Annotated in this window: 22 protein-coding genes; 10 read left to right on the forward strand and 12 right to left on the reverse strand. The window is 76.3% G+C overall.

The annotated features are described in order from the left end of the window. Positions 1-27: 27 nt before the first annotated feature. Positions 28-2,133 (reverse strand): SpoIIE family protein phosphatase, encoded by a 2,106-nt coding sequence (locus CS2_RS07055; protein ID WP_169798631.1) that lies wholly within the window; start codon positions 2,131-2,133, stop codon positions 28-30. A 193-nt stretch (positions 2,134-2,326) separates the two neighbouring features. On the opposite strand from CS2_RS07055, the gene CS2_RS07060 reads away from it, so the two are divergent. Then, positions 2,327-4,735, forward strand: a complete 2,409-nt coding sequence (locus CS2_RS07060; RefSeq protein ID WP_082739941.1) for an ATP-binding cassette domain-containing protein — start codon at positions 2,327-2,329, stop codon at positions 4,733-4,735. Between the two features lie 6 nt (positions 4,736-4,741). Here the strand turns inward: CS2_RS07060 and CS2_RS07065 are convergent, their stop codons facing one another. Further along, the gene (locus CS2_RS07065; RefSeq protein WP_070319442.1) at positions 4,742-5,215 is read right to left on the reverse strand and encodes a GNAT family N-acetyltransferase; all 474 of its coding nucleotides are present in this window, start codon (positions 5,213-5,215) and stop codon (positions 4,742-4,744) included. A 62-nt stretch (positions 5,216-5,277) separates the two neighbouring features. Continuing rightward, complete coding sequence (locus tag CS2_RS07070; protein ID WP_070319419.1) at positions 5,278-5,652, reverse strand: ArsR/SmtB family transcription factor; 375 nt, start codon at positions 5,650-5,652, stop codon at positions 5,278-5,280. Between the two features lie 107 nt (positions 5,653-5,759). Here CS2_RS07070 and arsM point away from each other — a divergent pair, with 107 nt between their 5' ends. Beyond that, positions 5,760-6,521 carry an arsenite methyltransferase gene (gene arsM / locus CS2_RS07075; RefSeq protein ID WP_070319420.1) on the forward strand — a complete coding sequence of 254 codons (762 nt, stop codon included), beginning with the start codon at positions 5,760-5,762 and terminating at the stop codon, positions 6,519-6,521. A 39-nt stretch (positions 6,522-6,560) separates the two neighbouring features. Here arsM and CS2_RS07080 read toward each other — a convergent pair whose 3' ends face one another. The 4 genes from CS2_RS07080 to CS2_RS07095 form a co-directional block, all read right to left on the reverse strand. Then, on the reverse strand, positions 6,561-7,313 hold the full coding sequence (locus CS2_RS07080) for an ABC transporter permease (RefSeq protein ID WP_070319421.1): 753 nt from the start codon (positions 7,311-7,313) through the stop codon (positions 6,561-6,563). Then, complete coding sequence (locus tag CS2_RS07085; protein WP_070319422.1) at positions 7,310-8,035, reverse strand: ABC transporter ATP-binding protein; 726 nt, start codon at positions 8,033-8,035, stop codon at positions 7,310-7,312. Before CS2_RS07085 ends, CS2_RS07080 begins: the two co-directional genes overlap by 4 nt. Then, entirely contained in the window at positions 8,032-8,577 is a 546-nt protein-coding gene (locus CS2_RS07090) for a TetR/AcrR family transcriptional regulator (RefSeq protein WP_070319423.1), read from the reverse strand. Before CS2_RS07090 ends, CS2_RS07085 begins: the two co-directional genes overlap by 4 nt. Before the next feature lie 122 nt (positions 8,578-8,699). Next, entirely contained in the window at positions 8,700-9,134 is a 435-nt protein-coding gene (locus tag CS2_RS07095; protein WP_070319424.1) for an arsenate reductase ArsC, read from the reverse strand. A gap of 404 nt (positions 9,135-9,538) precedes the next feature. Here CS2_RS07095 and mbhE point away from each other — a divergent pair, with 404 nt between their 5' ends. From mbhE to CS2_RS18785, 7 genes are read left to right on the forward strand one after another with little or no spacing between them, the layout of a single operon-like run. Continuing rightward, positions 9,539-12,352 carry a hydrogen gas-evolving membrane-bound hydrogenase subunit E gene (mbhE, locus tag CS2_RS07100; protein ID WP_070319425.1) on the forward strand — a complete coding sequence of 938 codons (2,814 nt, stop codon included), beginning with the start codon at positions 9,539-9,541 and terminating at the stop codon, positions 12,350-12,352. Continuing rightward, positions 12,349-12,675 (forward strand): sodium:proton antiporter, encoded by a 327-nt coding sequence (locus tag CS2_RS07105; RefSeq protein ID WP_070319426.1) that lies wholly within the window; start codon positions 12,349-12,351, stop codon positions 12,673-12,675. The genes mbhE and CS2_RS07105 overlap by 4 nt, the downstream gene beginning before the upstream one ends. Next, positions 12,672-14,222, forward strand: coding sequence for a monovalent cation/H+ antiporter subunit D family protein (locus CS2_RS07110; RefSeq protein ID WP_070319427.1), 1,551 nt, complete (start codon positions 12,672-12,674; stop codon positions 14,220-14,222). Before CS2_RS07105 ends, CS2_RS07110 begins: the two co-directional genes overlap by 4 nt. Beyond that, on the forward strand, positions 14,219-14,581 hold the full coding sequence (locus tag CS2_RS07115) for a Na+/H+ antiporter subunit E (RefSeq protein WP_070319428.1): 363 nt from the start codon (positions 14,219-14,221) through the stop codon (positions 14,579-14,581). Before CS2_RS07110 ends, CS2_RS07115 begins: the two co-directional genes overlap by 4 nt. Continuing rightward, complete coding sequence (locus tag CS2_RS07120; RefSeq protein ID WP_062100983.1) at positions 14,578-14,835, forward strand: MrpF/PhaF family protein; 258 nt, start codon at positions 14,578-14,580, stop codon at positions 14,833-14,835. The genes CS2_RS07115 and CS2_RS07120 overlap by 4 nt, the downstream gene beginning before the upstream one ends. Beyond that, positions 14,832-15,179: a cation:proton antiporter gene (locus CS2_RS07125; protein WP_070319429.1), complete on the forward strand. Its 348-nt coding sequence runs from the start codon at positions 14,832-14,834 to the stop codon at positions 15,177-15,179. Before CS2_RS07120 ends, CS2_RS07125 begins: the two co-directional genes overlap by 4 nt. 60 nt (positions 15,180-15,239) lie before the next feature. Further along, the gene (locus CS2_RS18785; RefSeq protein ID WP_156442032.1) at positions 15,240-15,383 is read left to right on the forward strand and encodes a hypothetical protein; all 144 of its coding nucleotides are present in this window, start codon (positions 15,240-15,242) and stop codon (positions 15,381-15,383) included. A gap of 45 nt (positions 15,384-15,428) precedes the next feature. On the opposite strand, the gene CS2_RS07130 is transcribed toward CS2_RS18785, so the two are convergent. Continuing rightward, a complete protein-coding gene (locus tag CS2_RS07130; protein ID WP_070319430.1) occupies positions 15,429-16,298 on the reverse strand; it encodes an alpha/beta hydrolase in 870 nt (289 codons plus the stop codon). A gap of 256 nt (positions 16,299-16,554) precedes the next feature. Continuing rightward, positions 16,555-16,977: an organic hydroperoxide resistance protein gene (locus tag CS2_RS07135; RefSeq protein ID WP_070319431.1), complete on the reverse strand. Its 423-nt coding sequence runs from the start codon at positions 16,975-16,977 to the stop codon at positions 16,555-16,557. A gap of 115 nt (positions 16,978-17,092) precedes the next feature. Between CS2_RS07135 and CS2_RS07140 the strand changes: the two genes are divergently transcribed. After that, positions 17,093-17,686, forward strand: coding sequence for a TetR/AcrR family transcriptional regulator (locus CS2_RS07140; RefSeq protein ID WP_070319443.1), 594 nt, complete (start codon positions 17,093-17,095; stop codon positions 17,684-17,686). A gap of 11 nt (positions 17,687-17,697) precedes the next feature. On the opposite strand, the gene CS2_RS07145 is transcribed toward CS2_RS07140, so the two are convergent. The 3 genes from CS2_RS07145 to CS2_RS07155 form a co-directional block, all read right to left on the reverse strand. Next, a complete protein-coding gene (locus tag CS2_RS07145; RefSeq protein WP_070319432.1) occupies positions 17,698-18,621 on the reverse strand; it encodes an EamA family transporter in 924 nt (307 codons plus the stop codon). 269 nt (positions 18,622-18,890) lie between these two features. Next, a complete protein-coding gene (locus CS2_RS07150) occupies positions 18,891-20,759 on the reverse strand; it encodes an ABC transporter ATP-binding protein (protein WP_070319433.1) in 1,869 nt (622 codons plus the stop codon). Further along, the gene (locus CS2_RS07155; RefSeq protein WP_070319434.1) at positions 20,756-22,531 is read right to left on the reverse strand and encodes an ABC transporter transmembrane domain-containing protein; all 1,776 of its coding nucleotides are present in this window, start codon (positions 22,529-22,531) and stop codon (positions 20,756-20,758) included. Before CS2_RS07155 ends, CS2_RS07150 begins: the two co-directional genes overlap by 4 nt. Between the last annotated feature and the right edge of the window lie 24 nt (positions 22,532-22,555).

Raw genomic sequence — 22,555 nt, forward strand, 5'->3', positions numbered from 1 at the left:
GGGCGTGCGCGCCGCCGCACGGCGAGATCAGGCGCGGCGGCCCGGCACGAGCTCGGGGCCCGCCTCGGGCGGGCGCGGGCGGTCCTGCGGGAACGCGCGGACCGCGAGCAGCGCGACGTCGTCGCCGCTCGACGCCGCGAGCGTCGCGACGAGCCGGTCGCAGAACTCGTCGAGCGGCAGGTCCGCCAGCTCCTCGGCCAGCGCGCGCAGCCGCTCGAGCCCCACCTCGAGGCGCTCGGTGCGCCGCTCGACCAGACCGTCGGTGTACAGCAGCACGGTCGACCCGGGCGCGAGCGCCACGGTGTGGTCGTGGCGGGCGTTGTGCGGACGCAGGCCCAGCAGCACGTCGTTGCGCCGACGCAGCAGCTCGGCCCGGCCGTCGGGGTGCAGGAGCAGCGGCGGCAGGTGGCCCGCGTTCGACCAGCGCAGCGTGCGCACGCCGCGCTCCGCCTGCTCGGGGGTCTGCTCGACGCGCGCGACGACCGCGGTGCTCATGGTCGTGATCCCCAGGTCGTGCATCGCCCAGTCGAGCGCCGCGAGCACGCCCGCCGGCGGCCGCGCGATGGCGTGCGCGCCGCCGCGCAGCACGTTGCGGGTCTGCGCCATCGACACCGCGGCGTGCAGGTCGTGCCCTGTGACGTCGCCGATGACGAGGCACGTGCTGCCGTCGCGCACGAGGAACGCGTCGTACCAGTCGCCGCCGATCTGCGTGCCCGTGGTCGCCGGCACGTAGCGCGCCACGAGCTGCAGGTGGTCGGGCTGCGGCAGCGCGGTGAGCAGGCTGCGCTGCAGCTCCTCGGCGAGGTCGCGGCGCACGGCCTGCAGGTGCGCGTTGTCGAGCGCGAGGCCGATCTGCGCCGTGACGTCGCGCAGCGTCGTGACGTCGGCGTCGACGAACTCGCCGCGCTCGGCGCACCGCGCGAGCGTGATGACCCCGCGCGTGTGGCCGCGCCCGCGCAGCGGCAGCACGACGAGCGTCTGCGGGGCGAGCCGCCGCAGCAGGTCCTGCGCCTGGCCCGGGCGGACGATCACCTCGGGGGCGGGGGAGCCCACGCGCAGCACGGGGCGCGACGTCGCGAGCACCTCGGCGATCACGGACGTGCCGGTCAGCGCGGGCACGCGCAGCGCGCGGTAGGCGTCCAGCACCGGCTGCAGGTCGGGGTCGGCGTGCAGCGCGGCGACGTCGTGCAGGCGCGTGCGCCACGACCCGCCGCCCTCGTCCAGCAGGCTCGCGATCGCGAAGTCCGCGAGGCCGGGCACGAGGTGCGGCAGCACGGCCTCGAGGGCCCGCACGGGGTCGGCCGCCTCGGCGAGCTCGGCCGCGACCGCAGCGAGCAGGTCGGAGCGCGCGCGGCCCTCCTCGGCGAGCGCGAGCGCGCGCCGCCGCTCGGTGATCTCGGTGAAGTACGCCGCGACGCCGCCGCGCTCGGCCACCGCGCGGACCTCGTACCAGCCGTCGAGCGGCGCCGGGTAGTAGGCGTCGAACGTGCGGGGCTCGCCCGTGCGCGCGACGGACCGGTAGGCGTCCTCGAAGTCGCTGCCGACGGCCGCGGGGAACAGCTCCCACACGTCGCCGCCCAGCAGCGTGTCGCGCGTCGTGCCGAGGATGAGCTCGGCCTCGGCGTTGACGTACCCGAAGCGCCAGTCCGCGTCGAGCCAGTAGTACCCGACCGACATCTGCTCGAGCACCTCGGTGACCCGCAGCTCGCCCTCGCGCAGGGCCGTCGTGTCGGTCGCGACGCCCACCACGTGCGTCGCCGCGCCGTCGGGGCCGGCCAGCGCGCGGCCGCGCGCCGTGAGCCAGCGGGTCGTGCCGTCGGGACGCCGCACGCGGAACTCGGCCTCGTAGACGCCGCGCGTCGCGATCGCGCGGTCGAGCGCCGCGGTCACCGGCGGCAGGTCGTCGGGGTGCAGGCGTGCGTCGAACGCCTCGATGGTGCCGCCGAACGTGCGCTCGTCGTACCCGAAGACCTCGAGCAGCGTGGCGTCCCACACCAGGCGGCCGGTCGTCAGGTCCCACTCGAACGTGCCGAGGCCCGCAGCCCGCGCCGCGGAGTCGAGCAGGGCGAGCCGTGCCGCGTGCGCGTCGACGGGGCCGTCCGCCCCGCCAGCGCCCTGCGCCGATCCCCGCACGTGCTCTCCCCGCCGCCGACGCATGCCCTCGGTGGAGCGTGCCACGCCCGGGGCGCCGCGTCGACACGACGCGGACCTCGCGCGGGAGCGGCCGCGCACGGCACGATCGGTCCGGGGCCCGGTGTCGGTGCCCGGCCCTACGCTGAGCCGCCCGCCCGTCCTGCTCGCGCCCGCGCACGCCCCCGGAGGACCGATGAGCACGCCGTCCGCAGCCCCCGCCTCCGCCTCCAGCACTGAGCCCGCGGTGCCCGCGCGCGCCGACAGCCACGACGTCATCCGCGTGCACGGCGCGCGCGAGAACAACCTGCAGGACGTGAGCGTCGAGCTGCCCAAGCGACGGCTCACGGTGTTCACGGGCGTCTCGGGCTCGGGCAAGAGCTCGCTCGTGTTCGGCACGGTCGCCGCCGAGTCGCAGCGCCTCATCAACGAGACGTACAGCGCGTTCGTGCAGGGGTTCATGCCGACGCTCGCGCGGCCCGACGTCGACCTGCTCGACGGCCTGACCACCGCGATCATCGTCGACCAGGAGCGCATCGGCGCGAACCCGCGGTCGACGCTCGGCACGGTGACCGACGTGCACGCGATGCTGCGCATCCTGTTCAGCCGGCTCGGGCAGCCGCACGTCGGGTCGGCGCAGGCGTTCTCGTTCAACACCCCGACGGTGCGCGCGAGCGGCGCGATCGCGGTCGAACGCGGCGCGAAGCGCGCCGAGAAGGTGTCGTTCGAGCAGATCGGCGGCATGTGCCCGCGGTGCGAGGGCATGGGGTCGGTCACGGACTTCGACCTCACGGCGCTCTACGACGACAGCAAGTCGCTCGAGGAGGGCGCGCTGACGGTCCCCGGCTACACGATGGACGGCTGGTACGGGCGGATCTTCCGCGGCGCGGGGTTCTTCCCGGCCGACAGGCCGATCCGGGACTTCACCGCCACGCAGCTGCACGCGTTGCTGCACCACGAGCCCGTGCGCATCAAGGTCGACGGCATCAACGTCACCTACGAGGGCCTCATCCCCAAGATCCAGAAGTCGTTCCTGGCCAAGGACGTCGACGCGATGCAGCCGCACGTGCGCGCGTTCGTCGAGCGGGCGGTCACGTTCACGACCTGCCCGGACTGCGACGGCACGCGCCTCAACGAGGGCGCGCGGTCGTCGCGGATCGCGGGCAGGAACATCGCCGACGTGTGCGCGATGCAGATCACCGACCTCGCGCAGTGGGTCCGCGGGCTCGACGAGCCGGCGGTCGCGCCGCTGCTCACGGCGCTGCGGGACGCCCTCGACGCGTTCGTCGAGATCGGCCTGGGCTACCTGTCGCTCGACCGGCCCTCGGGCACGCTGTCGGGCGGCGAGGCGCAGCGCACCAAGATGGTGCGGCACCTGGGCTCGGCGCTCACCGACGTCACGTACGTGTTCGACGAGCCCACGGTCGGGCTGCACCCGCACGACGTCGCCCGCATGAACGACCTGCTGCTGCGCCTGCGGGACAAGGGCAACACCGTGCTCGTCGTCGAGCACAAGCCCGAGGCGATCGCGATCGCCGACCACGTCGTCGACCTCGGCCCCGGTGCCGGCACGGCGGGCGGTCACGTGGTCTACGAGGGCACGGTCGAGGGGTTGCGCACGGCGGACACGCTCACCGGCCGGCACCTGGGCTACCGCGCGACGCTCAAGCCGGAGGTGCGCACGCCCACGGGTGCGCTGGAGATCCGCGACGCGTCGACGCACAACCTGCGGGACGTCGACGTCGACGTGCCCACGGGTGTGCTCGTGGTCGTCACCGGGGTCGCCGGGTCGGGCAAGAGCTCGCTCATCCACGGCGCCCTGGCGAAGCGGGAGGGCGTCGTCACGATCGACCAGACCGCGATCCGCGGCTCGCGGCGCTCCAACCCGGCGACGTACACGGGTCTGCTCGAGCCCGTGCGCAAGGCGTTCGCCAAGGCCAACGGCGTCAAGCCCGCGCTGTTCAGCGCGAACTCCGAGGGCGCGTGCCCGGTGTGCAACGGCGCGGGTGTCATCTACACCGACCTCGCGATGATGGCGGGCGTCGCGACCACGTGCGAGGTGTGCGAGGGGCGCCGCTTCCAGGCGTCGGTGCTGGAGTACCACCTGGGCGGCAAGGACGTCGCCGAGGTGCTCGCGATGCCCGCGGCGGACGCGGCCACGTACTTCGCCGAGGGCGAGTCACGGGTACCGGCGGCCCTCGCGATCGCGCAGCGGCTGGTCGACGTGGGCCTCGGGTACGTGACGCTCGGGCAGCCGCTCACGACGCTCTCGGGCGGCGAGCGGCAGCGCCTGCGCCTCGCGACGCACCTCGGCGAGAAGGGCGGCGTCTACGTGCTCGACGAGCCCACCACCGGCCTGCACCTGGCCGACGTCGCGAACCTGCTGGGGCTGCTCGACCGGCTGGTCGACGCGGGCCGCTCGGTCATCGTGATCGAGCACCACCAGGCCGTCATGGCGCACGCCGACTGGATCATCGACCTCGGGCCCGGCGCGGGGCACGACGGCGGCCGCGTCGTGTTCGAGGGCACGCCGGCCGACCTCGTCACGGCACGCTCGACCCTCACGGGGCAGCACCTCGCGGAGTACGTGGGGGCGCCGGCCTGACGGCCGTCAGAGCCGCTTCTCGAGCAGCACGACGTCGAGCCAGCGGCCCGCGTGCGGGCCGTGCGTCATGAGCCCGAGGCGTTCGCGCGTGCCGACCGTGCGGAAGCCCGCGGCGGCGTGCAGCGCGAGGCTCGCGGCGTTCTGCGGGAACACGCCCGCCTGCACGGTCCACAGGCCGCCGTCTCGCGCCGAGTCGAGCAGCCGGTCGAGCAGCAGCCGCCCGACGCCCCGACCGCGTGCGGCGGGGGCGACGTACACCGAGTGCTCGACGACGCCCGCGTAGACGCACCGCCCGGAGACCGGGGAGACCGCGACCCAGCCCAGGACGTCGTCGCCGTCGAGCGCGACGTACCGGTGGTCGGCCAGGTGCCCGGCGTCGAACTCCTGCCACGTCGGGGGCTGCGCCTGGAACGTCGCGACGCCCGTCGCGATGCCGGCCGCGTACGCGTCCAGGACCCCCGGCGCGTGCTCCTCCCGCATCGCGGCCACGGTGACGCCGGCCGAGGTCGGCCCCGTCGTGCGCGCACCGGTGGTCCCCGCGGTCACGCGTCGGGCCCGTCCAGCAGGTGCGCGCCGAGGTGCGCGGTGAGCGCGCGGACGGCGTCGGGCACGAGCGTGTAGTACGCCCAGACGCCGCGCTTCTCGCGCGTGACGAACCCGGCCTCGGCGAGCACCTTGAGGTGGTGCGACACCGTGGGCTGCGTGAGCCCGACGGGCTCGGTGAGGTCGCACACGCAGGCCTCGCCGCCGTCGTGCGCGGCGATGATCGACAGCAGCCGCAGCCGCGCCGGGTCCGCGAGCGCCTTGAGCGTGCGGGCGGTGCGCTCGGCGTCGGCGGCGTCCATGGTCGGGCCGGGCGCGGGGCTGCAGCACGCGTCGGCGGCGGTCGCGGTCACCGGGATCAGGTCGAGGGGCACGGGGTCATCATGCCGCGGACATCGACGGATGTCGATGTTGACAGTGCGGCGCGGGCGGGCCACGCTCTGAGGCATCGACCGATATCGATACGAGGGAGTGGTGGCCGGTGGACGACATCCGGGAGCAGGTCAGGGCGCGGTACGCGGTGGCGGCGCTGCAGGGCGGCGGCGACGCCGGCTGCTGCGGCGGCGACGCGGTCGGGGGCTGCGGCCCGGCGGGCGTGGTGGTCGACGAGCGGTTCGGGTCGGCGCTCTACGACGCGCAGGACGCCGTCGCGGTCCCGCCGGAGGCGCTCGCGGCGTCGCTCGGCTGCGGCAACCCGCTCGCGGTCGCCGAGCTGCGCGCGGGCGAGCGCGTGCTCGACCTCGGGTCGGGCGGCGGCATCGACGTGCTGCTGTCGGCGCGGCGCGTGGGTCCCACGGGCTTCGCGTACGGCGTCGACATGACCGACGAGATGCTCGACCTCGCGCGCGCCAACGCCGTGCGCGCCGGCGCGGCCAACGTCGAGTTCCTGCGCGGCACCATCGAGGACCTGCCGCTGCCCGACGGCGCGGTCGACGTCGTCATCTCCAACTGCGTCGTCAACCTCTCGCCCGACAAGCCCGCCGTCCTCGCCGAGGCGTTCCGCGTGCTCGTGCCGGGCGGCCGGCTCGGCATCTCCGACGTCGTCGCGGAGGACCACGTCACGCCCGAGCAGCGCGCCGAGCGCGGCTCGTACGTCGGCTGCATCGCCGGTGCGCTCTCGCGCGGCGAGTACCTCGCGGGCCTGGCCGCTGCGGGGTTCGTCGACGCCGAGGTGCGGTTCACGCACCGCGTCGCCGACGGGATGCACGGGGCGATCGTGTGGGCGCGCAAGCCCGTCGGGTGATCCTGCCGTGCCCGCGGGTGCGTGCAGGGCGCGAGGTGGTCAGCGCCGGCAGGTGAGGCGCGACCACGTCCACCACGCCGCCGCCGCCGCGGCGGCGCCCACGGCGACGGCGAGCGCGAGCTGCGGTGTCGTCACGGCGGTGCCGCCGCTCGCGGCCCACAGCGCCGGCGCCGCGAGCGGCATCCAGCCCCCGGCGCCGGCGAGCGCGCCGACCTGCGCGACCACGACGAGGCCGACGGTGCACCCGACCCCGGCGAGCAGCGAGCGTGCCGCGGTCGCGGCGAGCGCCACGGGCGTCGTCACCGCCCCGGTCAGCAGGACGAGCACGCACAGCCTCGCCAGGCCTGCCCACACCGCGCGGTCCGGCGCGCCGTAGCCGAGCGCGAGGCCGAGCGCGAGCAGCCCCGACGTCAGGGCGACGCCCACCAGCGCGACCCAGCATGCGTAGACCGCCAGCTTCGCGAGCGCGATGCGCCCGCGCGTCACGGGGAGCGCGAACAGGCCCACGATCGTGCCGTCCGTGAACTCGCGCGCGAACAGCCACGCCAGCACGGTGCCGCAGCCGAGCATGCCGGCGGCCGCCGTGACCTGGCCGGCGCCCGACAGCAGCCCCGTCCAGTCGAGCGCCGCCGCGGGGCCCGCCTTCGCGATCATCGCCGGGTCGCCGCCGGCCACGGCCGCGGTGATCCCGCCGAGCACGGCGATCGTCCCGCCGACGAGCGCCACCGTGGCGATCAGGCCGACGGGTGAGCGCCGGAGCTTGGTGGCCTCGGCGCGCAGCGCGGCGTTCACCGTGCCGCCGTCCCGACGCCCGCGCGACGGTCGTCGTCGTGGATGCGGTCGAAGAAGGCGCGCTCGACGTCGGGGCCGTCGGTGGCGAGCTCGCCGATGAGCCGGCCGCGGTTCATCAGCAGCGTGCGCCCCGCCGTCCGCGCGACCTCGTCGAGGTGGTGGCTGCTCACCAGGACGGCCGCACCGTCGGCGGCGCGGCGCGTGAGGTGCTCGCGCAGCAGGATCACCGAGGCCGGGTCGAGCGCGTTGCTCGGCTCGTCGAGCACGACGAGGTCGGGTCGGTGCTGCAGGGCCGCGGCCAGCCCGACGCGCTGCCGCGTGCCGAGCGACAGCCGTCGGAAGCGGCGGTCGGCGACCGGCCGGAGCTGCCACTGGTCGAGCGCCTCGTCGACGCAGCCCGGGTCGGCGTGGTGGAGCAGCGCCGCGAGGTGCAGGTTCTCCCGCGTCGTCAGCTCGGGGTAGGCCAGCGGGACCTCCACGAGGGCGCCCACGCGTGCCCACGACCTCGCGGGGGCGGTGGCGAGCGGTGCGCCCAGCACGTGCACGGTCCCGCGGGCCGGGCGCAGCATCCCGAGCGCGAGGCGCATGAGGGTGCTCTTGCCCGCTCCGTTCAGTCCGACGAGCGCCACGATCTCGCCCGCGGCGACGGACATCGTGACGTCGTGGACGCCGTCACCGTGCCCGAACCCGAGGCTCACCCGGTCGAGCCGGAGCGACGTCATCGCCCTGCCATCGCGTCGAGCGCGTGGCCGACGGCCGTGTCGAGCGGCTCCGTGCCGGAGCGCGCCCACTCGAGCAGCGCGGCGCCGAGGCCGGCGACGACCGCCGCGGACACGACCTGGGCCTGAGCCGGGGTGGCACCGCGTGCGTGGAGCGCGTCGGCCAGCGCGGCGATGGTGGGTGCCCCGCTCGTCTGCAGCGCGCCGTGCAGCGACGGCGTCGTGGCCACCAGCCGCAGTCGCGTGCGCAGCGCGTCGGTCAGCTCCGGGTCGAGCGTGCGCCAGGCCGCGCGGACGCCCTCGACGGTCGCCCGGAGCGGTGTCTCGGACGCCGGACGGTGGCGGACGGCGTCGGCGATCAGGGGGTCGAACGGGTCGTCGAGCAGCAGCGAGGCCTTGGTCGGGAAGTGGCGGAACAGCGTGACCTCGCTGACCCCCGCGGCGGCGGCGACCTGCGCCGTGCTCGTCGCGTCGTAGCCGTGGTGCTGGAAGAGGTGCAGTGCTGCGCGTTGCAGCGTCTCGTGCGTGCGGTTCCACCGGCTCACGGCGACAAATGTAAGTCACTTACATCAACGGGTCAACGCGGTCGCCACGGTGGCCGGACGGGCGTGGGGCAGACGTGCGGGCAGGGCCGCGACGCGCGCAGCCGGCGTCGGGGCGCTCGGTGTCAGGCGCCCACCGGCTCCACGCCGAGCTCCGCGAGCAGCGCCCGGACCCGCGCGCGGATCTCGTCACGGATCGGCCGGACCGCCGCGATGCCCTGACCGGCGGGGTCCTCCAGCGTCCAGTCCTCGTAGCGCTTGCCCGGGTAGAACGGGCACGCGTCGCCGCAGCCCATCGTGACCACGACGTCCGAGGCCTGCACCGCCTCGGGCGTGAGGACCTTGGGCTGCTCGGCGCGGATGTCGATCCCGACCTCGAGCATCGCGTCGACCGCGACGGGGTTGATCTGCTCGGCCGGCATCGACCCGGCGGAGCGGACCTCCACGGCACCGCCGGACAGGTGCCGTAGCCAGCCCGCGGCCATCTGCGAGCGGCCCGCGTTGTGCACGCAGACGAACAGGACCCTCGGGCGGGCGGCGTCGGCAGGGGTCTCGGCCATCGGTCGTTCTCCCTCGGGTCGTTCGGTGGTGGCGGTCGGACGCGTGCGTGCGCGCTCCGACGTCGCCACGGGTCGCTGGGCTTCGACTCCCGTCGATATTGATGGATGTCGAAGTAACCGTCAACGTACCGGGCGCGTGTGCCGGTGGAGGCAGGACGACCTCACGGGGTGCCGGTCCCGGACGTCTGCCCGGTCCCGCTTGCCGGCTCGGTGCTCGGCCCAAGGGGCCACCTCCCCGGCCGCGCGCACCGGCCCGACGTCACGTACCGTGGACGGCGGTGTGCCGGGAAGTCTGGTCGGCGAGTCCCGTCGTCGACCCGCCCGGAGCCTGCCGTGAACCCTGACCTCCCTGCCGCCATGCCTGCGGCCGCCCTCCACGAGCCGTTCCTGCACCGCACGACGCCGTGAGCCTCGTGGCCCTCGTGGCCGGCGCCTGGGCGCTGGTCGCGGTCACCCCTGCCCTCGCCCGACTGATCGGCCCGCGCGCCGGGTGGGTCGTCGCCGCCGGGCTCACCGCGCTCGCGGTCGCGCTCGTGCAGCTCCGCACGTCCGCGGGTGACGTCACCGAGTCCGTCGCGTGGATCCCCGCGGTCGACGTCGCGCTGCGCCTGCGGCTCGACGGCCTCGGGTTCCTGTTCGCAATGCTCGTGCTGCTCGTCGGGGCCGTCGTCATGGTCTACAGCACCGGGTACGTGCGGTCGCCGCGGCCCGTGGGCTTCTTCGTGCTCATGACCGCGTTCGCGGCCGCGATGCTCACGCTCGTGCTCGCCGACGACCTCGTCGTGCTGTTCGTCGCCTGGGAGCTCACGACGCTGTGCTCCTACCTGCTGATCCTCGTGTCCGGGCCCACCGCCGGGCCGCCCGCGACGCGCACGCTGCTCGTCACGGCCCTCGGTGGGCTCGCGCTGCTCGGCGCCGTCGCGCTCGTCGTCGTCCGCACCGGCACCACCGAGCTGACCGCCGCGCTCGCGTCCCCCGTGTGGGGCGACGACCCGGCCTTCGCCGGTGCGGTCGCCGTGCTCGTCGTGCTCGCGGCCATGACCAAGTCGGCGCAGCTGCCGTTCCACGCGTGGTTGCCCGACGCGATGGTCGCGCCCGCACCCGTCAGCGCGTACCTGCACGCGGCGGCCATGGTGAAGGCGGGCATCTACCTGCTGCTCGTGCTCGCGCCCGCGGCGTCGGCGTCGCCCCTGTGGTCGGGGACCCTCGTGGTGGTGGGCGTGACGACAGCGGTCATGGGCGCCGTCTTCGCGCTCCAGCGCACCGACCTCAAGGAGCTGCTCGCGTACTCGACCGTCAGCCAGCTCGGGCTGCTCGTGGCGGTGATCGGCGTCGGCACGCCGGGGGCGCTGCTCGCGGCCTGCGTGCACGTCGTCGCGCACGCGCTGTTCAAGTCGGCCGCGTTCATGACCGTCGGCGTGGTCGAGAAGCGCACGGGCACGCGCGACCTGCGCGAGCTGCACGGCCTCGCGCGCGCCATGCCGTGGACCGCCGCGATGCTCGTCCTCGCGGTCGTGAGCATGGCCGGCGTCGCGCCCGCGCTCGGGTTCGTCAGCAAGGAGCTCGTGCTCGACGCGTTCGTCACGGCCGAGCAGGGCGCCGTGCTCGGCTGGGGGGCCGTCGCCGTCGTCACCGTCGGCGCCGCGCTCACCGTCGCGTACAGCCTGCGCATGGTCGTCACGACCCTGCCCGGCCTCGCGCCCACGCCGCCGGTGCGCCGCGCCGACCCCGCGATGACGGCGGCGATCACCGTCACCGCGCTCGGCGGGCTCGCCGTCGGCCTCGTCCCGGGGACGCTCGACGCGCTCGTCGCGCCGGCGGCCGCGGTGGTCGGCGGCATCGACGTCGACCAGGTCCCGTACCTCACGCTCTGGCACGGCGTCACCCCCGCGCTGCTGCTGTCGGTCGCCGCGGTGCTCGGCGGCGTCGGGCTCACGCTCGTGCGCCGCCGCGTCGACGCGCTGCTCGTCGGGCGTCGGCTGTTCCCCGCCGACGGCACCGCCGTGGTGCAGCGCGTGGTCGACGGGATCATCGCCGGTGGTCGTCGCGTCGGCGACCTCACGCGGTCCGACGTCCCGGCGACGCACCTGGCCGTGCCGGTGCTCCTCGTCGGCGCGAGCACCCTGGGCCTGACCCGCCTGTGGTCCGGGCTGCCCGACGTCGGCCCCGTCACCGTGGGCGAGATCGCGCTGCTCGTCGGCGTCGCGGCCGGCGTCGTCGGCGTCGTGCGCGCGCGGCAGCGGCTGACGGCCGTCATCGCCACGGGCGTCGCCGGCTTCGGGGTCGTGCTGTGGTTCGTCGTGCTCGGCGCGTCCGACGTCGCGATGACCCAGCTGCTCGTCGAGATCCTCACGGTCGTCGTCATGGTGCTGGTGCTGCGCCGCATGTCCGGCACGTTCCGACCCGTGCGCGCGCGGCGTCAGGTCGTGACGGCCGTCGTCGCGCTCGCCGCGGGCGCCGCCGCCACGGTCGCGACGGTCACGCTCACCGGGCACCGGCCCCTGTCGGGTGCGGGGGAGTTCTACCTGCGCCGGGCCGAGGACCTCACGGGCGGCACCAACGTCGTCAACACGATCCTGGTCGACTTCCGCGCGCTGGACACGCTCGGCGAGCTCGTCGTGCTCGCCGTCGGAGCCGTCGCGATCACCGCGCTGCTCGACGCGCGTCGCGCGGTCGACCGGCGGTCGGTGCCGCTCGCCCGCACGCCGCTCGTGCCGGCCGCGCCCAACGCCGTGTTCCTCGGCGTGCTCGACCGGTACCTCGTCCCGCTCATGATCGTCGGGTCGGTGCTCCTGCTGCTGCGCGGGCACGACGCCCCCGGCGGCGGGTTCATCGCCGCGCTGCTCGGTGCCGCTGCCCTCGTGCTCGCGTACCTGTCGGCCGCGACCGACGAGGTGCCGCGCGTCGAACGTCCGTACCTGTCGATCGCGGGCTGGGGCGTCGTCGTCGCGGTCGGCACGGGGCTGCTCGGGCTCGCCGAGGGCTCGTTCCTGCGCCCGCTGCACCTCGACGTGCTCGGCCTCAAGGTGACCACCGCGCTCGTCTTCGACGTCGGTGTGTACCTCGCGGTGCTCGGCGTGCTGCTGGCCGCGGTCGTCCGGCTCGGGCTGTCGCCCGCGTCCGACCGCCGCGCCGACGCCCGCCGGGCCCGCACGGCGCGAGACGCCGCCGCACCCGCCACCCGCACCCCGGCCGAGCAGAGCGGAGCCCCCCGATGATCCTCGCCCTGACCGTCGGGCTCCTCGTCGCGGGAGCCGTCCACCTGCTGCTGCAGCGCGACGCGCTGCGCGTCGTGCTCGGCTTCGTGCTGCTCGGCCACGGCGTCAACCTGCTGCTCTTCTCCGCCGGCGGCGTCGGACGCCGCGGCGAGCCGCTCGGGCAGGGGCCTGACCCCGCCGTGACGGCCGACCCCCTGCCGCAGGCGTTCGTGCTGACCGCGATCGTCATCGCGTTCGCCATCACCATCTACCTGCTCGTCCTGGCCGTCACGGGCACCGCGCGCGACGTGGCCGGGCCGGACGACGACGGGAGCCCGACGTGAGCGACCACCTCCTGCCCCTACTGGTCGCCGTCCCGCTGCTCGGCGCGGGCGTCGTCCTGCTGCTGCGTGCCCGCCCGGCGTGGGTCGTGGCCACGACGCTCGCGCTCCTGGTCGCCGACGTGGCCGCGGGCGTCGCGCTCGTCGCGGCAACGCGCGGCGGCGACGTGCTGGCCCACCAGGTCGGCGGCTGGCCCGGCGGCATCGCGATCCCCGTGGTGGTCGACGCGTTCGCCGCGCTCATGCTCACCGTCGCGGGTGTGCTGACGCTCGCGTGCACCGCGTTCGCGGTCGCGTCCGGCACGGGTCGGCTGCCGCTGTTCGGCCCCCTGGTCCTGGTGCTGCTCGCGGGCGTCAACGGCGCGCTGGTCACGGGCGACCTGTTCAACCTGTTCGTGTTCGTCGAGGTCATGCTGCTGCCGTCGTACGGGCTGCTCGTGCTCGCACGGCGTCGCCGCGGCACCGAGCGGTCCGTCGTCGGGTCGCGGCTGTACGTCGCGTTCAACCTGTTCGTCTCGACCGTGTTCCTCGCGGGCGTCGCGCTCGTCTACGGCACGGCCGGCACCGTCAACCTCGCGGAGCTGGCCGGGGCCGCCGCGGAGTCATCGACCGTCGCGGCGGCCGCCGGGCTGTGCCTCGCGGCGCTGTCGATGAAGGCCGCGGTCGTCCCCGTGCACGGGTGGCTCGCACGCACCTACCCGACGACGTCCCCCGCGGTGACCGCCCTGTTCTCCGGCCTGCACACCAAGGTCGCGGTGTACGCGATCTACCGCGTCTACGCCGTCGTGTTCGACGGCGACCAGCGGTGGCTGTGGATCGGCCTCGTGCTGTTCACGGCGACCATGGTCGTCGGCGTCCTGGGCGCAGCCGGCGAGGGGCGCATGCGCGCGATCCTCGCGTTCCACATGGTCAGCCAGATCGGCTACATCCTGCTGGGCGTCGCGCTGTTCACGCACGCCGGCCTCACCGCCGGGATCTTCTACCTGCTGCACCACATGGTCGTGAAGGCGTCGCTGTTCCTGTCCGCCGGCGCGGTCGAGGAGCGGTACGGCACCGACGCGCTCGACGACCTCGCGGGCCGGGTGCGCCGCGAGCCCGTGCTCGCCGCGGCGTTCGGCGTCGCGGCGTTGTCCTTGGCCGGGCTGCCGCCGTTCTCCGGCTTCGTCGCCAAGCTCACGCTGATCCTGGCCGCGGTGCGGGCCGACCAGCTCGTCGTCGTCGCGCTCGCGCTCGTCGTCAGCCTCGTGACGCTGCTGTCGATGCTGAAGATCTGGGGCAAGGTCTTCGCCCCGACCCTCACCGGTGCCGTGGGCCGCGCCGACGACCCCGGCGGGCCGGCGACGGCCGACGGCGACGGGGGCGGAGGTGTCGCGACGCTGACCGCGACGAGCACGCGTCGTGCGCGCACCGCCCTGGCGGCGCCCGCCGTCGCGCTCGCCGGCGTCACGGTCGTGCTGGGCCTCGGTGCCCAAGGGCTGCTCGGCCTCACGGCGACCGCGGCCGACGGCCTGCTCGACACGTCCGGCTACGTCGAGGCGGTGCTGCCGTGATCCTCCGCGCCCTCACCCTCCCGATCCGCGCCGTCGTGTTCCTGCTGTGGTTCGCCGGGCAGGTCGTCCTCTCGTCCGCGGCCGTCCTCGCCGACGTCCTGGTCTCCGGCCGGCGCAGCACGCCCCGCGTGGTCCGGCTCGACCTGGCCGACGCCGGCGACCACCACGTCACGGCGCTCGGCGTCCTCGTGACGCTCACCCCCGGCACGCTCGTGCTCGGCGTCGTCGAGCAGCCCGGCGGCACGCGCTCCGTGCTCGTGCACTCGATGTACCACCGCGACGAGACCACCGCCGTCGCCGACCTGCGCGACCTCGACGACCGGCTCGTGCGCGGCCTGACCCTGGGAGGACGACCGTGATCGTCATCGACATCGCCGTCGCGGGGCTCGCCGTGGCGTTCCTCGTGGCCGCGTGGCGCGTCGTCGCCGGCCCGACGCCCGCCGACCGCGTCGTCGCGGCCGACCTGCTGACGTTCAGCCTCATCGGGCTCGTCGCGCTCGTCGGCACGCGCCTGGCCCGCGCGGGCACGTTCGACCTCGTGATCGTCGCGACCCTCGTGGCGTTCCTCGCGGCCGTCTCGCTGGCCCGTGCGCTGACGGGAGGCCACCGGTGAACGCCGCGGAGCTGGCCGGTCAGGTGCTGGTGCTGCTCGGCGCCGCGGTCTTCGTGGTCGCGGCGCTCGGCCTGCGCCGCTTCCGGGACCCCTACATGCGGATCTCGGCCGTCGCGACGGCTGGCGGCCTCGGCGTCGCGTGCGTCACCGTGGGGGCGGTCCTGCTCGACCCCTCGGTGGCGAGCGCGGCCAAGGTCGCGGTCGCGGTGGTGCTGCAGCTGCTGACCTCGGCGGTCGGCGGCATCGCGATCGCCCGCGCCGCGGTGGGGTCGGGCCACCGGTTCGCGCCGGGCACCGACACGCGCGCGCTCGACGCGCCCGACTCACCTGACGGGGAGGAGTGAGACGTGCTCATGCCGTCACGTGAGGATCACCGGGAGTGGGGTCACCGGGGAGGCGGCGTCGTGCTGCTCGCCGCGTGCGCCGTGACGGCCGCGCTGGCGTGGCTGGCACGGCGCACGCTGCACCTCGGTGACGACGACGAGGACGACGCGGCCGGGGTCGGCGTGGTCGAGCACCTGGTCGCCGTGGTGCCGCCGCTCGGCTGACCGCGGTACGGCCCCGCCCCGGGCGGGCGGGGCCGTACCGCGCGGTCAGGATCGTCGCGCGACGAGCGCGTCGACCGTCCCGGCGACGTGGCCCCACGCTGCGGGGTCGGGCAGGTGCCCGCACTCGAGCGGGACGACGTCCGTCCCCAGCAGGCGCCGCGCGGCGGGTGCGACGTGGGCGGGGGGCAGCAGCCGGTCGTGCACGCCGGCCATGACCACGGGCGGCCGCGACCGCAGGACGTCCGTGAACCGGTCGGCCTGCCGCCCGGGGACGAACCCGGGCCGCACGTGGCGCCCCACCAGCGTGAGCCACTCGACCAGCGCCGGGTCGACCCGCTCCGCGGGCGCCGCCAGGTGCTCGAGCAGCCGGTAGCTGGTCGCGGGCCGGGGCGCGGCACGCCAGCGCGCCGCGGCGGCGAGCAGCCGTAGCGGGAGCCGGGGGCGGCGCAGGCCGCCGGGGCTCACGAGCACGCGGCCGACGACGAGCGGTGACGACGCCGCGAGCGCGGCGGCGGCACCGAGCGCGTGCCCGACGAGCACGACGGGCCGGTCCAGCCGCGTGACGACCTCGTCGAGCCACGCACCGAGCTGGTGCACGCGGGCCCTCTCGACGCGGCGCCCCGAGCTGAGCCCGGGCTCGCCCGGCACGTCGGGCGCGACGACGTGCCCCCGCGCGGCGAGGGCCGTCAGCGCGGGCAGGTGCGCCGCGGCGCACGCGTTGGCCCCGGGCACGAGCACGACCGCGACCGGCACGTCGGGGTCGCCCGCCGTGAGCACGTGGGTCGGGCCGGCGACGGTGTCCCGGTGATCGCGGACGTGCGGCACGGCCCACGCGGAGAGCCGCGCGTCGCACCAGTCGTCGATCCGCCGCCGGGCGTGCGGGTCGTGCAGCGTCCGGTAGATGCTCTCCGTCATGGCGCTCACCCGCCCGGCCGGGCGGTGGGCGTGAGCGTGCGGGCAGGGGAGGTGGGGCGCACGGCGCTCCTCGGGTCGTCCGGACGTCGATGGCGCGTCGCAGCGCCAGCCGACCAGACTTCCCGGCACACCGGTGACCAGTGTAGGTCGGGCGCCCTGCTCCGCGCCCGCGGGCGTCCGGGCCGCGGGGCCCCGCCTGGTGCGTGAGAGGTCGATCCAGCACGCGGCTGGATCGACCTCTCACGGCACGGGGGTGTCAGGCCGTGACGACCTCGAGCGTGACGGGGACGTTGCCGCGCGTCGCGTTCGAGTAGGGGCAGACCTGGTGCGCGGCCTCGACGAGGCGCTCGGCAACGGCCTGGTCGATCCCGCCGAGCTCGACGTGCAGGGTCACCTCGAGGCCGAACCCGCCCTCGCCGTTGGGGCCGATGCCGACCTCGGCCGTGACGGCCGAGTCGGTGAAGGTGACCTTGTCGCGGCGCGCGACGCTCTTGAGCGCGCTGTGGAAGCACGCCGAGTAGCCGGCGGCGAAGAGCTGCTCGGGGTTGGTCGCGCCGCCCGCGCCGCCCATCTCGCGCGGGACGGCGAGGTCGAGGTCGAGGAGGCCGTCCGACGAGCGGGTGTGGCCCTCGCGCCCCTCACCGGTGGCGGTGGCGACGGCGGTGTAGACGACGGACATGGCGGGACCTCCTGGGGAACAGCGAGAGAAAGAACGGTCGTTCTACCTATGGCGTACACTCCACCCTGAGGAGGTCGGGATGTCAAGCACGCACGACGCCGCCTACGGTTCGACCATGACCGCCGACGCCGCCCGCCCGTCCGCGCGGCCCGGCACCCGCTCGGCCGCCCGCGAGCGGCTGCTCGGCACCGCGTCCGCGCTGTTCTACGCCGAGGGCGTGCGCGCCGTCGGCGTCGACCGCGTCGTCACCGAGGCGGCCGTGACCCGCGCGACCTTCTACCGGCACTTCACCGGCAAGGAGGCCCTGGTCGTCGCCTACCTCGACGCGGTCGACGCGGGCGTCCGTGAGCGCGCCGGCGAGCTGCCCGACGCCCCGGACGACGTCGCCGCGTGGCTGCGGCGGCTCACCGCGGAGATCGGCGACGAGCTGTGCCGCCCCGGGTTCCGCGGCTGCGCCTTCATCAACGCCGCCGCCGAGTACCCCGACGCCGCGAGCCCCGTCCGCGTCGCCGTCCGGCGCCACCGGGAGTGGCTGCAGGACGCCGCCACGCGCGCGCTCGCGCGCACGGGCCACCCCGACCCCCGCGCCGCCGGCAGCCGCTGGATGGCGCTGCGCGACGGCGCGATGGTCGGCGCGTACCTCGGTGACGTCGACGACGCGCGCGCGGCCCTGCGCGCCGGCGTCGACGACCTGCTCGCGGGCCGCTGACCCGACGCGGCTCAGGCCGACGGCACCGGCGCGACCTCGGGCGCGGGTGCGTCCGCCGGAGCTGCGGCCGACGCGCGTCCCGCGACCCAGATCGTCGCGGCGCCCGCCGCCGACACCAGCAGGATCCCGGCGACGGCTCGCACGCCCAGCGGGTCGCCCAGCAGCGCGGCCCCCACGAGCGCGCCCGTCACCGGGTCCATCGCGAACAGCGTGCCGACGACGCGCGTCGAGCTCACGCGCACCGCGAGGAAGTCCAGCGAGAACGCGAGAGCGACGCCCAGCAGGCCCGACACGACGAGCACGCCCCACCCGCCGGCCGCGACGCGCGGCACGGCCGGCACCGAGAACGGCAGCAGCGCGAGCGCCCCCACGGCGACCGACAGCGCGAGCCCGTCGAGGCCCGCGGTGTCGTCGCCGACGCGGCCCGCGAGGAACGTGTACGCGCCGAACGCGACGGCCGCGCCCAGGCCGAACCCGACGCCGAGCGCGTCGACGCCACCCACCGGGCCGGCGACCAGCAGCACGCCCACGAGCGCCCCGGCCGGCAGCGCGAGCTCACGCCGCCGCGCGACGCCCGCCGCGGCCACCGTGAGCGGCCCCAGGAACTCGAGCGTCACCGCCAGGCCTAGCGGCAGCCGCTGCACAGCGGCGTAGAACAGCACGTTCATCGCGGCCATCGCGACGCCGTACAGCACGACGCCGCGCCACGCGCGCGGCGAGCGGCCCCGCAGCGACGGCCGCGTCAGCGCGAGCAGCACGACGGCCGCGACCGCCATGCGCAGACCGCTGACGCCGAGCGTCCCGACGGTCGCGAACAGCGACGACGACAACGCCGCCGACACCTGGATGCTCGACGAGCCGACGAGCACGAGGCCCAGCGCGAGCAGCGGGCCCGAGCGCGGGTGGGCAGCACGGAAGGAGGACAGGAAGGTCATGAGAGGTCCCGGGTGATCGAGCCGGACGTCGCCGGCGGGGGTGGTGTCGATCAGCGCGGGCCGTCGAGCCGCGGACGCAGGGCGTCCGCCGGGGGAGGGCCCGCTACCGGGCGCAGGGGCCGCGACGCGCGGCGCACCCGAAGCTGCTCATGGGATCCATGTGCCGGACCATAACCCCTGCGCGGGCCTCGCGGCGTCCCCGTCCCACGGCGACGGGCGGGACCGCTGCGCGCGAGGGGTCCACCCACCCCCGTGCCGGACCGTCGGCGTCACGAGGCGCGGCCCCGGTGCCACGCGGACCACAGCCGCGCGTACGGCTCGCAGCCCGCGAGCAGCTCGTCGTGCGTCCCGGTGGCCACCACGCGCCCCGCGTCGAGCAGCGCGATCCGGTCGGCCCGCGCCGCCTGGTCGAGCCGGTGCACGACCACCAGGGCGGTGCGCCCGGCCAGCACCCGGCGCGCGGCCACGTCGAGCGTGCGTGCCGCGCCCGAGCCCGCCTCGGCCGTCGCCTCGTCGAGCACGACCACGCGTGCGTCGGTCAGCGCGAGCCGCGCGAGCGCGACCTGCTGCGCGCGGTCCGGGGAGAGCGGCAGCCCGCCGGCGCCCACGGCCGTCCGCAGGCCCTCGGGCAGGTCGTCGACCCAGTCGGCGCCGACCAGGGTCAGCGCGTCGCGCAGCCGTGCGTCGTCCGCGTCCGGGCGTGCCAGTCGCAGGTCGTCGGCGAGCGTCCCCGCGAACACGTGGACCTCCTGCGTCACGGCCGCGACCGCGGTGGCGGCCCGCGGCGAGCCCGCCGGGGCGCCGTCGACCAGGACCGTGCCCGCGGTGGGCGCCACCGCGCCGGTCACGAGGCGCGCGAGCGTCGACTTGCCCGCACCCGACGCACCGACCAGCGCGACGACCTCGCCCGCCGCGACGTGCAGGTCCACGGCGTGCAGCACGGGCCGGTCGGGGTCGTACGCGAACGTCACGCCGCGCACGTCGATCGTGCCCGCGTCCGTCGTCGGCGCGTGCGTCCCCGCGACCGTCGTCCCTGCGACCGTCGTCCCCGCGACCGCCGCCCGCGCGTCGGTCGTCCCCGGGGCGGCGTCGGGCGTGTCCCCGGCCGGGCCGTCCGCCGGCAGCACCCCGACGACGCGCGCGAGCGCCGCCTGCGCACGCTGCAGGTCGTCGACCTGCGACAGCAGGATCCCGACGGGGTCGAACAGCCGGTGGACGAGCAGCGCGGCCGTCGTCGCGGCGCCGACGGTCGCCGCGCCGGCACCCACGAGCCAGTACCCCACGACGAGCACCGCACCGAGGCCGACGAGCTCACCGGCGTGCAGCCGGTGCGCGAACGCGAGCTGCACGCGCAGCCCCTCGACGGTGCGGTCGACCGCGCGGAGCGACGCGCGCTCGACCCGCCGCTCGTGCGCGTCGGACGTGCCGAGGGCGCGGATCGTGTCGGCCGCCGTGACCGCCTCGAGCACCTGGTGCGTGCGGTCGGCCGCCGCCGCGCGCTCGGCGCGGAACACCGGGCCCGCGCGGCGCCCGAACGCGCGCACGCCCCAGACCTGCAGCGGCACGGCGGTGAGAACCGCGACGGCGAACCGCCAGTCCAGACCCGCGAGGCCGCCGACCGTCAGGAGGATCGTGGCGCCCGCGCCGCACACCGCGGGCAGCACCTGGGAGACGGCGGTGCGCAGCACGTCGACGTCGCCCGACACGCGTGCCACGAGGTCGCCCGTCCCGGCGCGCTCGACCTGCGCGGGCGGCACGTGCAGGGCCGCGTGCACGGTGCGCTCGCGCAGGTCGGCGAGCGCGTGCTCGAACGTCCGGGCGACGAGCAGCCGGGCCACGGCGGCGAGCGCGGTCGCCCCGACGAGCGCGGCCACGAGTGCCGCCGCGGACCACCACAGGCGCGACGGGGCGGCGTCCGCCGCGACGGCGTCGACCATGCGTCCGATGAGCCACACCGGCACGAGCCCCGCGAACGCGCCGACGAGCAGGACGACCGCCGCGGCGGCGACGCCACCGCGGTGCGTGCGCAGCACCTGCCACGCGTAGCGGCGCGTGGCGGCGGGGTCGGCGACGGGCAGCGCGGCGGCGGGCGGTGCGGTTGCGGCGGTGGGGACGGTGCCGGGGGCGGGGGTGCTCACGCGACCACCTCCCGGTAGGCGGGCACGCGCGCCAGCAGGTCGACGTGGGCGCCGCTGTCGGTGCCGTGCGCGTGCACCACGACGACGCGGTCGCACGCCGCGAGCAGCGTCGCCGACGACGTCACGAGCAGGACCGCTCGGTCGTCGCCGCGGCGCGCGTGCAGCGCGACGAGCTCGCGCGCGACGTGCTGCTCGGTGACCGCGTCGAGCGCGGTCGTCGGCTCGTGCAGCACGAGGACGGCGTGCGGGGTCGCCCAGGCGCGTGCGAGCGCGACGCGCTGCCGCTGCCCGCCCGAGAGCCGTGCCCCGGCGCCGTCGAGCACGGTCGCGAGGCCGTCCGGGAGGTGCTCGAGGACCTCGCCGACCGTGGTCGCGTGCAGCACGTCGGGGTCGGGGGTCGTGCCGGGGGCGCCGGCGGTGAGCACGTCGGCGAGCGGCGCGGTGACCAGCGCGACGTCATGCGGGGGTGCGTGCACGGTGTCGCGCAGCGTCCGCGGGTCGAGCGTGGTGACGTCGGCGGCGAGCACGCGCACGCCGGGCGCGACGCGGGTGCGGCCCGCGAGCGCCTCGACGAGCGCGCGCGTGCGGACCGCGTCGCCGGCGACGCCGACGACCTCGCGCCGTGCGACCCGCAGCGGGGGCAGCGGCGTGCCGTCGGCGGTCGTGGCGCCCGGCGTGACCTCGATCGCGACCGGGTGCGACGGGTCCGGTGCCGCTCCCGCTGCCGCGCCGGGTGCGGGGTGCAGCGGGGCGTCCTCGAGCAGCGCCGCGACCCGCCGGGCCGACGCGCGCCGGGCCGCGAGGTCCACGAGCACCCAGCCGACCGCGTCCATGGGGCGCTGCACGTACTGCGCGAGCCCCACGACCGTGACCATCTGGCCGAGCGTCATGCCGCCGTCGAGCGCGACGAGCCCCGCGGCGAGCGCGACGCCCGCGAGCACGAGCCCGGACAGCAGCGACGAGACGCCCGTGAACGCGACGCGCGCGCGGGCGGCGTGCAGCGCGGCGGCGAGCGCGTCGCGCGAGAGCGCGCGGTAGCGCGCGGCGGCGGCGGGTCGGGCGCCGACGCCGGTGAGCACGCGCAGGCCCGTGAGCATGTCGGCGGCCGCGCCGACGGTGCGTGCGGCGGACTGCTGCGCGGCGCCGGTGCGGGCGTCGAGCGGCCGCGACAGGTGGTGCAGCGCGACGAGCAGCGCGGGCGTCACGACGAGCACGCCGACGCCGAGCGCGGGCGACGCGTGGATCATGGCGACGGCCGCGACCGCGAGCGCGGCGAGCGCGGCGACGAGCTCGCCGACCGCCCAGGAGGTGCCGGCGACCTGTCCGGTGTCGGAGGTGAGGACCGCGTCGACCTCGCCCGCGGCGCGGGGTCGCGCGGTGCCGCGGTGCGCGAGGACACGGCGGACGCCGAGGAGGCGCAGGTCGTGCTCGCCGAGCGTCGTGACGTGCGTCGCGGCGAGCGCGCCGAACCGCCACGACCACGACAGCACGACGAACAACGCGACCAGCGCGCCGAGCAGCAGGCCGAGCGCGCGGCCGTCGCGGGGCAGCACGGCGTGGTCGATGACGGCGCCGACGAGCACGGGCACGAGGGCCTCGGCGACCTCGTGCAGCACGAGGCCGGTGGTCGACACGGCGAGCCGCGTGCGCCGACCGGCCGCGAGCAGCGCGTGACCGGCGACGCGGCGGACGGTCCAGGGCGTCGCGGACGCGGTGGCGGGTGCTGACGAGTCGCGCGTGCGCCTCGGCGGGGCGGAGACGGGGGAGGGCACGGCCCTAAGGTAAGGCGAACCTCA

Origin of the sequence: Cellulomonas iranensis NBRC 101100 = JCM 18110 (genome assembly GCF_001552375.1) — a bacterium.
GTDB lineage: Bacteria > Actinomycetota > Actinomycetes > Actinomycetales > Cellulomonadaceae > Cellulomonas > Cellulomonas iranensis.

Coding starts and splice junctions, on each gene's coding strand:
- CS2_RS07095 (WP_070319424.1), bottom strand. CDS start 9,134: ATGGCCGAGACCCCTGCCGACGCCGCCCGCCCGAGGGTCCTGTTCGTC.
- CS2_RS07130 (WP_070319430.1), bottom strand. CDS start 16,298: ATGACGGAGAGCATCTACCGGACGCTGCACGACCCGCACGCCCGGCGG.
- CS2_RS07085 (WP_070319422.1), bottom strand. CDS start 8,035: ATGACGTCGCTCCGGCTCGACCGGGTGAGCCTCGGGTTCGGGCACGGT.
- CS2_RS07135 (WP_070319431.1), bottom strand. CDS start 16,977: ATGTCCGTCGTCTACACCGCCGTCGCCACCGCCACCGGTGAGGGGCGC.
- CS2_RS07060 (WP_082739941.1), top strand. CDS start 2,327: ATGAGCACGCCGTCCGCAGCCCCCGCCTCCGCCTCCAGCACTGAGCCC.
- CS2_RS07145 (WP_070319432.1), bottom strand. CDS start 18,621: ATGACCTTCCTGTCCTCCTTCCGTGCTGCCCACCCGCGCTCGGGCCCG.
- CS2_RS07140 (WP_070319443.1), top strand. CDS start 17,093: ATGACCGCCGACGCCGCCCGCCCGTCCGCGCGGCCCGGCACCCGCTCG.
- CS2_RS07105 (WP_070319426.1), top strand. CDS start 12,349: ATGATCCTCGCCCTGACCGTCGGGCTCCTCGTCGCGGGAGCCGTCCAC.
- CS2_RS07065 (WP_070319442.1), bottom strand. CDS start 5,215: ATGCGGGAGGAGCACGCGCCGGGGGTCCTGGACGCGTACGCGGCCGGC.